The 9848-nt window shown below is 74.2% G+C and carries 3 protein-coding genes; 2 read left to right on the top strand and 1 reads right to left on the bottom strand.

The window, feature by feature from the left end:
• A partial coding sequence (locus IE185_RS33545; protein WP_229843845.1) for a hypothetical protein occupies positions 1–325 on the bottom strand: 325 nt, incomplete at its 3' end.
• Between IE185_RS33545 and IE185_RS32505 the strand changes: the two genes are divergently transcribed.
• The gene (locus tag IE185_RS32505) at positions 287–8926 is read left to right on the top strand and encodes a type I polyketide synthase (RefSeq protein ID WP_229843844.1); all 8640 of its coding nucleotides are present in this window, start codon (positions 287–289) and stop codon (positions 8924–8926) included. The genes IE185_RS33545 and IE185_RS32505 overlap by 39 nt on opposite strands.
• Positions 8927–8980: 54 nt before the next feature.
• The coding region (locus IE185_RS32500; RefSeq protein WP_189716533.1) for a beta-ketoacyl synthase N-terminal-like domain-containing protein at positions 8981–9848 on the top strand (868 nt) is incomplete at its 3' end.

The following is a 9848-nucleotide window of genomic DNA, read 5'->3' as shown; positions in this document are numbered from 1 at the left end:
GCTCGCCACCCGCCGGGTCGACCTGCCCACCTACCCCTTCCAGCGCACCCACTACTGGCTCGAAACCGCCGACCACGGCAGCACCGATGACCTCGCCTACCACGTCGCGTGGAAGCCGCTGGACGAAGCCGGGGTCCAGGGCGAAGACGATACCGGACCCCGGCTGTCCGGGCGCTGGCTGCTGCTCCTGCCCGAGCCTTCGCAGGATTCGGCCCGGAACCCGGCCCTGGCGCCGCACATCGCGGAGGGCATGGCTCGCGCTCTGGCCGACCGTGGCGCCGAGGTCGTGACGCTCGGCGTCGATCCCGCCGACGAGCGCTCCCATGTGCGTGTGCTGCTCGCGGAGGCGGCGCAGGGGCCGGGCGGCGCGCCGCTCCAGGGGATCGTTTCCCTCCTCGCCCTCGTCGACGGCACGAACCCTGAGCACTCTGACTCCGAGCACCCCGAGCACTCCGAGCACCCCACCCACCCCAACCTTCCGCTCGGTGTCGGCGCCTCGTTCACGCTGATCCAGGCGGCGGCCGACGCGAATGTCGGGGCCAGGCTCTGGACGGTCACGCGCAGTGCGGTGAGTGCCCTGCCAGGGGAGGAACCTGCCGCCGTACAGGCGCAGATCTGGGGCCTCGGCCGGGTGGCTGCCCTGGAACTGCCACACGTCTGGGGCGGGCTCCTCGACCTCCCCGCCGACGTTCATACGGACGCCCGAGACCAGGGTTCCTACCGGCGGGCAGCCGCCGTGCTCGCCGCCTCCGCGGACGGCGAGGACCAGGTGGCCGTACGGAGCGCCGGGACGTACGGACGCAGGCTCGTCCGGTCCGCGCCTGCGCCTGCGGCCGGTGCGGGTACTGCGGCTGCGGCCGGCGCTTCCGCGGCCGGACCGGACTGGCGGCCCCGCGGCGCGGTGCTGGTGATCGGGGACGTCGCGGCGGTGGCGGAGCCGCTCGCCCGGCGCCTGCTCGACGACGGCGCGGAGCACGTCGTCCTTGCCGGTCCCGCGGCCTCCCTTGCGGAGGTCTCGGCTCACGGGGCATCCGCCCGCGACGCATCCACCGCCAGGACCCTCGCCGACGCGCGCGTCAGCGTGGTGCCCTGCGACGTGACGGACGACGCCTCCCTGCGGTCGCTGCTCGACGCGCACGTACCGACCGCGGTGCTGGTGGCTCCGGGTGCTGTGGGGCTGAGCGCCCTGTCCGACACCACACCCGCCGTACTCGCCCGCGCGGTGCACACCAAGACGGACCTGGTGACCCGTCTGGAACGGCTTCTGGACGGCGTGGAGCTCGACGCGTTCGTCGTCTTCTCGTCGGTCGCCGGTGTCTGGGGAGGGGCTGGACAAGGCAGCTATGCGGCAGGTGCGGCGCACCTGGACGCGTTCGCCGAGCGGCAGCGCGTCCGCGGCCGGGCCTGCACATCGGTCGCCTGGACGCCGTGGCGCGGGCAGGAGACCTCGGCCTCCGGGGCCGGCGAGTCCGTGGGGTCCGCCAGGGAAGCGGTCGTGACCGGGATGCGCAGGGCCGGCCTCACGCCGCTCGCACCGCGGCGGGCCGTCGACGCGCTCTTCCGGGCCGTGGGCCGGGGATCCGGCACCGTGACCGTCGCGGAAGCGGACTGGGAGCGGTTCGTCGCCGCTCGTGCGGCAGTACGGCCGTCGGCGCTCTTCGACGGACTGCTCGCCGTACACCCGCCCCGGGCCGCCGCGGTCGGCGGCCACGAGGGCGCGGAAGCCGCACCGCCGGACGGTACCGGCTCCGAGGACCGTCCGGAGGCCCCCGAAGTGGTCCGGCTGCTGGCCGGCCGGTCCGAGGAGGAGCAACTGAGGCTCCTGCTGCGGATGGTGCGCCGCCACGCGGCGACGGTACTCGGCCAGCCCTCCCTCGACGAGGTCGACGCCGGGCAGCCGTTCAGGGCCCTGGGCATCAACTCCGTGACCGCCGTCGAACTGCGCAACCGGCTGCGGACCGCCACCGGACTCGCGCTCTCCGCGTCCCTCGTCTTCGACCACCCCGACCCGGCCTCCCTCGCACGGCACTTGCGGGACCAGGCTTTGGAGCACGGGGCGGGGAACGACGCCGGCACCGCCGAAGCGCCGGTACGGTCCACCGGGACCACCCCGACAGCGGCCCGTGACGGCGAACCCGTCGCCATCGTGGCCATGGCGTGCCGCTTCCCCGGCGGGGTGTCCACGCCCGAGGAACTGTGGCGGCTGCTGAACGAAGGGGAGGACGCGATCAGCGCCTTCCCGGACGACCGGGGCTGGAACCTGGACGAGCTGTACGACGCCGACCCGGACGCGGGCGGCCGTACCTACGTCCAGGAAGGAGGGTTCCTGCACGGGGCGCCGGACTTCGACCCCGCCTTCTTCGGCATCTCGCCGCGTGAGGCGGTGGCGATGGACCCGCAGCAGCGGCTGATGCTGGAGACCTCGTGGGAGGCGTTCGAGCGGGCCGGGATCGACCCGGCCGAGCTGCGCGGCAGTCGCACCGGGGTGTTCGTCGGCACCAACGGCCAGCACTACCTGGGCCTCCTGCAGAACAGCGACGAGAGCTTCGACGGCTACCTCGGCACCGGAAACTCGGCGAGCGTGATGTCCGGCAGGCTCTCGTACGTCTTCGGCCTCGAAGGGCCCGCCCTCACCGTCGACACGGCCTGCTCGGCCTCGCTGGTCGCGTTGCACCTGGCGGTGCAGGCACTGCGCAGGAACGAGTGCTCGATGGCGCTGGCGGGCGGCGCGACGGTGATGTCCACGGCCGAGATGCTGGTGGAGTTCTCGCGGCAGCGCGTGCTGTCGCCCGGCTGCCGGTCGCGGGCCTTCGCCGGCGCGGCCGACGGCGTGGTGCTCGGCGAGGGCGCGGGCGTACTGCTCCTGGAGAGGCTGTCCGACGCCGAGCGGCTCGGGCACCCGGTGCTGGCCGTCGTCCGGGGCTCCGCCGTCAACCAGGACGGGGCAAGCAACGGCCTGACCGCGCCCAACGGGCCCTCGCAGCAGCGTGTCATCCGCGAGGCGCTCGCGGACGCGGGGCTGCGTGCCGAGGACATCGACGCCGTGGAGGCGCACGGCACGGGCACCCCGCTGGGCGACCCCATCGAGGCCCAGGCCCTGCAAGCGACGTACGGGGCGTCCCGTACGGCCGACAATCCGCTGCGACTCGGCTCGGTGAAGTCCAACATCGGCCACGCGCAGGCCGCGGCCGGCGTCGCCGGGGTGATGAAGACGGTGCTCTCCCTGCGCAACGGAGTGCTGCCGCGGACCCTGCACGTCGACGAGCCGAGCCCACGCGTGGACTGGTCCTCGGGCACCGTCGCGCTCCTCACCGAGCCGGTGGCGTGGCCCGAGGGCGAGAAGCTGCGCCGCGCCGGGGTGTCGGCCTTCGGCATCAGCGGCACCAACGCGCACGTCCTCCTCGAAGAGGCCCCGCGCCCGGCTGACCTCTCGGAGACCCCGGTACTCCTGTCCGCCCCGGACCGCGCGGAAACCTCGGCACTTCTGTCCGCGCCGGACCACGCGGTAGCGGACGGCGTCGCCCCGCTGGTGCTCTCCGCCCGTACGGAACCCGCCCTCCGCACGTACGCGGGGCGCCTGCGCGGCGCCCTGCTCGACGACCCGGCCATCCGCCCGGCGGACGTCGGACTCACCCTGCTCACCGCCCGTACCGGCTTCGAGCACCGCGCCGTCGTCGGCGGCGGGAGCCGGGAGGAACTGCTGCACGCCCTGGACGCTCTCGCCAGAAACCGCGAACACCCCTCCGTCGCCAGGCACCAGGCGGGCCCTTCGGACACCACGGTGTTCGTCTTCCCGGGCCAGGGCTCCCAGTGGCCGGCCATGGCCGAAGGACTGCTCGACCGCTCGGTGGCCTTCCGGGAGACCGCCGCGGCGTGCGACGCCGCCCTGCGCCCGTTCCTCGACTGGTCGGTCCTGGACGTGCTCCGGCAGGCGCCGGGGGCACCGTCGCTCGGCCGGGTCGACGTCGTCCAGCCCGTGCTGTTCACCATGATGGTGTCGCTGGCCGCCTGCTGGCGCGCCGCGGGAGTGCGGCCGTCGGCCGTCATCGGCCACTCCCAGGGCGAGATCGCCGCCGCCTGCGTCGCCGGCGGCCTCTCCCTGGAGGACGGCGCACGGATCGTGGCCCTGCGCAGCCAGGCCTGGCTGACCCTCGCGAGCAAGGGCGGCATGGTCGCCGTGTCGCTCCCCGCCGCACAGGTACGCGGCCGGCTGGAGCGCTTCGGCGACCGCCTGTCGGTCGCGGCCGTCAACAGCCCCGGTACGACAGCGGTGTCGGGCGACCCCGAATCGCTGCGTGAACTCCTGTCCGAGCTGGCGGCGGACGGCGTCCACGCGCGTGCGATCCCCGGCGTCGACACAGCGGGACACTCGGCCCAGGTCGATGCCCTGCGGGAGCGGCTCATGCGGGAACTCGCCCCGGTCGCGCCCAGCGCCGGCGGCGTTCCCTTCTACTCCACCGTCACCGGCGGGCTGCTGGACACCGCCGAGCTGGACGCCGCCTACTGGTACCGCAACATGCGCGAGCCGGTCGAGTTCGAGCAGGCCACCCGGGCGCTGCTCGCCGACGGCCACCACACCTTCCTGGAGACCGGCCCGCACCCCATGCTGGCCGTCTCGCTGGAGCAGACCGTCTCCGACGCCGACGTCCCGGCCGTGGTCCTGCACACCCTGCGCAGGGAGCAGGGCGGCACGGAGGGCTTCGGGCTCGCGCTCGCCACCGCCTGCGCCCAGGGAATCGACATCGACGCCGAGGCGCTGTACGGGCCGCGGGCGCGGTTGACCGAGCTGCCCACCTACCCCTTCCAGCGGCAGCGTTACTGGTACCACGCGCCTGCGCGGCGCGGTGACACGGCGTCCGTCGGACTGGCCGACGCGGGCCACGCACTGCTCGGTGCCGGGGTCGAACTCCCCGAATCGGCGGGTCACGTCTACACCGCGAGGCTCGGCACCGGCACCCGGCCCTGGCTCGCCGAGCACGCCCTGCTCGGCACGCCGCTGCTGCCCGCCACCGGCTTCGTCGACCTGGTCCTGTGGGCCGGCGCCCAGTCCGGCTGCGGAGGGATCGACGAACTCGCCCTCCGTACCCCTCTCGTGCTCCCCGGCGACGACGCTACCGGCTCCACGGCGGACACCGTGGAACTGCGCGTCCAGGTCGGCCCCGCGGACGAGGAAGGGCACCGCACGGTCACCGTGCACTCCAGGGAAACAAGCCTCCCGCCGGGATCGCCCTGGCACCTGCACGCGCAGGCCACCGTCACCCCGGCCCCGGCAGGAACTCCCGCGGCCTCCACCGGAGTTCCGGCCGCGACGGTACCGACGGCGGACACCGTCACGGGCCCCGCACCGATGGCCGGCGGAAGCGAGGCGTGGCCCGCACCCGATGCGTGGCCGGAGCCCGGCGCCGCGTGGCCACCCGCCGGGGCGCGGGCGGCCGGCACCCCCGACCCCGCCGCCTTCTACGGCGCCTTCGCGGAGCGCGGCTACGACTACGGCGACACCTTCCAGGGCTTCCGCAGCGGCTGGCGGGACGGCGACACCGTGTACGCCGAAGTCGCACTCCCGGGGCCGGTGGCCGCCGAGGCGCGTGACCACGACGTCCACCCGGCCCTGCTGGACGCAGCCTTGCAGACCATGAGCCTGGGCGAGTTCTTCCCCGCCGACGGCCGGGCCCGCATACCGTTCGCCCTGCGCGGGGTACGCCTGTACGCCACCGGCGCCGACCGCCTCCGCGTCACCCTGTCGCCCGCCGGCCCGGAAGCCGTGCGCCTGCTGTGCACCGACGGCGAGGGACGGCCCGTCCTGGCGATCGACGAGCTCGTCGTCCGCCCGGTGCCGGCCGGACAGCTCGCGGAACTGTCCCGCGCCGACCGCCCCCGCAGGCGCTCCGCCACGGGCAGCGGTTCGCTGTACCGGGTCCAGTGGGACCGCGGCCCCGTGCCCGCCTCCCCGCCCGCCTCCCGGTGGGCCGCCGTCGGTGACGACCACGCCGGGCTCGCCGCCGCGCTCGCCGCAGCGGGCATCGGCTGCGAGACCCACCCCGACCTCGGGTCGCTGCGCGACGGCCGCACCGCCGAAGGAGCCGTGCCCGACGTCGTCGCGGTCCAGTTGCCGCACCACGTGGGCGTCCCGGATCCGAGCACCGTGCGCGCGGTCCTGGAGCAGACTCTCGAAGTGGCGCAGCAGTGGCTGCGGACCGCCGGCCAGGCGTCCGCCAGGCTCGTCGTCGTCACCCGCGGCGCCGTCGCCGTCGGCCCGGACGAGACCGTGCGGGACACGGCTGCCGCCTCCGCCTGGGGGCTGATCCGTTCCGCCCAGTCCGAGGAGCCCGACCGGATGGTGCTGCTCGACCTCGACCCGGACGACGACACGGTCAGCGGCAGCGCGCTGGCAGGCGCGCTCGCCTGCGGGGAGCCGCAGCTCGCGATACGTGGCGAGCACGTGCACACACCCCGTCTGACTGCCATGGGGCCGACGAGCCCCGACACGCTGCGACTGCCCGACACCGACACCGGCACCGGTGCCCCCGCCGGCGCCGACGCCGAAACCGTGGCCGACGCCGTAGCAAGGACCGGGTCCGCCGCCTGGCGGCTCGGCACCCGCGGTGACGGCACTCTGGAGGGGCTGCGCCTCGAACCGGCGCCGGACACCCTGGCACCGCTGGAGCCCGGCCGCATACGCGTCTCCGTACGGGCCGCCGGGCTGAACTTCCGCGACACGCTCATCGCGCTGGGCCTGTACCCGGGAGACGGCGTCATGGGCGCCGAGGGTGCCGGCGTGGTGACCGAGGTCGGCCCCGGCGTCACCGGCTTCGCCCCGGGCGACCGGGTGTTCGGAATGTGGACCGGTGGCTTCGGCCCGTACGCCGTCGCCGACCACCGCATGGTGGCCCGGATCCCGCAGGGCTGGTCGTACGCGCAGGCCGCCTCCGTACCGGCCGTGTTCCTCACCGCCCACTACGCGCTCCACCGGCTCGCCCAGGCCCGCCCCGGGCAGTCCCTGCTGATCCACGCGGCGACGGGCGGCGTCGGCATGGCGGCACTCCAGCTCGCCCGGCACCACGGCTTGACGGTGTACGCGACCGCGAGCACCCCCAAGTGGGACACGCTGCGCGAGCTTGGGCTGCCCGACGGGCACATCGGGAACTCCCGCACCCTGGAGTTCGCCGACCGCCTCCTGGCGGAGACCGGCGGCCGGGGAGTGGACATCGTCCTCAACTCACTCGCCGGTGACTTCGTCGACGCCTCGCTGCGACTGCTGCCCCGTGGCGGCCACTTCCTGGAACTGGGCAAGGCCGACGTACGGGATCCCCGCACCGTCGCAGAAGCGCACCCCGGCACCACCTACCGGACCTTCGACCTCGTCGAGGCCGGCCCGGAGACCGTCGGCGAGATGCTGGGAGAACTGCTGGAGCTCTTCGAGACCGGAGTGCTGCACCCGCTGCCGCTGACCGTCCACGACGTACGCCACGCCCGCCGCGCCTTCCGCACCCTCAGCCAGGGCAAGCACACGGGCAAGCTCGTGCTCACCATGCCGCCCGCCTTCGACCCGCACGGCACCGTCCTCCTCTCCGGCGGCACGGGAACGCTCGGCAGCGCGGTCGCCCGCCACCTGGTCGGCGAGCACGGCATACGCCATCTCCTCATCGCGGGACGGACGGGCGGCGAGGCCGAGGGCGCGGCGGACCTCGTACGGGAACTCGCCGCGCTCGGCGCGGACGTGACCGTACGGGCCTGCGACATGGCCGACCGGGACCAGCTCGCGGCCCTGATCGACGCCGTCCCGCCGGCCCACCCGCTGAACGCGGTGGTGCACACCGCGGGCGTCCTGGACGACGGAACCCTGCCCTCGCTCACCCCGGACCGGGTGGCCGCCGTGCTGCGGCCCAAGGTCGACGCGGTCCTGCACCTCCACGAGCTGACCAAGGATCTCGACCTGGCCGCTTTCGTCCTCTACTCGTCCTCCTCCGCACTGTTCGGCAGCCCCGGCCAGGGCAGTTACGCCGCGGCCAACGCCTTCGTGGACGCCTTCGCCCAGTACCGGCGCGGGACGGGGCTGCCCGCCCTCTCCCTCGCCTGGGGGCTCTGGGAGCGCAACAGCAGGATGGCGGAACACCTCGACCAGGGCGACATGCGCCGCCGGCTGGCCCGCGGCGGCATCCTGCCCCTGACCGACGCCGAGGGGGTGGCCCTCTTCGACGAGGCCCAGAGCTGGGACGAGGCACTCCAGGTCCCCATCCGCCTCAACCAGGCCGCGCTGCGGGCCCTGGACACGGTGCCTCCCTTCCTGAGCGGTCTCGTACGGAACCGGCGCGACCCCCTCCCCGCCGCAGTTCCGGACGGCTCCGGCCAGGCCACCGGCACCTCCCTCAAGGACCGGATCGGCTCGTTGCCGCCCGCCGAACGGAGGGAAGCGGTACTGACCGCCGTACGCACCCACGCGGCAGCCGTACTCGGCTACGGGGAGGACGGCGAACTCGCCGCCGACCGGAACTTCCGCGAACTGGGCTTCGACTCGCTGACGGCGGTGGAACTGCGCAACCGCCTCACGGCCGCCACGGGGCTCCGGCTCGTCGCCACCCTGGTGTTCGACCACCCGACACCCGAAGCGCTCGCCCGGCACCTCCACGACCGGCTCGCCCCGGACAGCCCGGCGGAGAGCGACGACCTCTCCGTCGTCACCGAACTCGACCGGCTGGAGAAGCTCTTCGTACGCCTCACCGAGCAGGGCGGGCCGGACCAGGCCCTGCCCGACGGCACGCCCCGGCACGAGATCAGGAACCGGCTCGCGGCCCTGACCGGACTGTGGGACCGGCTCAACGGCACGCCGGACGACCCCGCCGAACCGGACGGCGACGAGGGAGTGCCCGGAACGCTCGACGCGGCCGACGACGACGAGCTCTTCGCCTTCATCGACGAGCGGTTCTGACCCGCCCCGCCACAGCCCGAACCGACGACCGAACCACCTTGGGGTGACGAAAGCATGGCTGACGAGCAGGAGCTCCGCGCCTACCTGAAGCGGACCACCATCGAACTCCACCGCGCCACCACACGGCTCAAGAAGGCGGAGGACCAGGCGCACGAGCCCGTGGCCATTGTGGGGATGGGGTGCCGGTTCCCGGGTGGGGTGGGTTCCGCGGAGGACCTGTGGGACCTGGTGGAGACGGCGACGGACGCGGTGTCGGGGTTTCCGGCGGACCGTGGCTGGGACGTCGCGGGCCTGTACGACCCGGACCCCGGGGCGGTGGGGCGTACGTACTGCCGGGAGGGGGGTTTCCTGCACGGGGCGGGGGAGTTCGACGCCGCGTTCTTCGGGATTTCGCCGCGTGAGGCGGTGGCGATGGATCCGCAGCAGCGGTTGCTGTTGGAGACGTCGTGGGAGGCGGTGGAGGGCGCGGGGATCGACCCCCGCACCCTGCGCGGCAGCCGCACCGGCGTGTACGTCGGCGCCTGGGACGGCGGCTACACGCGGGACGTCGACCCCTCCTCCGCCGAACTTGAGGGAGACCTGCTGACCGGCGGCGTGGTGAGCTTCAGCTCGGGCCGCATCTCCTACGTACTGGGGCTTGAGGGTCCTGCGGTGTCGGTGGACACGGCGTGTTCGTCGTCGTTGGTGTCGTTGCATCTGGCGGTGCAGGCGCTCCGCCGGGGCGAGTGCGACCTGGCCCTGGCAGGCGGCGTCACGGTGATGGCGACGCCCACGGTCTTCGTGCAGTTCTCCCGCCAGCGGGGCGTCGCCCCGAACGGTCGCTGCAAGGCGTTCTCGGACGGCGCCGACGGCTTCGGCCCTGCCGAGGGTGCGGGGATGTTGTTGGTGGAGCGGTTGTCGGATGCGCGTCGGCGTGGGCATC

This window comes from Streptomyces chryseus (assembly GCF_014650755.1).
In the GTDB taxonomy this organism is placed as follows: domain Bacteria; phylum Actinomycetota; class Actinomycetes; order Streptomycetales; family Streptomycetaceae; genus Streptomyces; species Streptomyces chryseus.
This window is presented reverse-complemented; position numbering and strand designations above follow the sequence as displayed.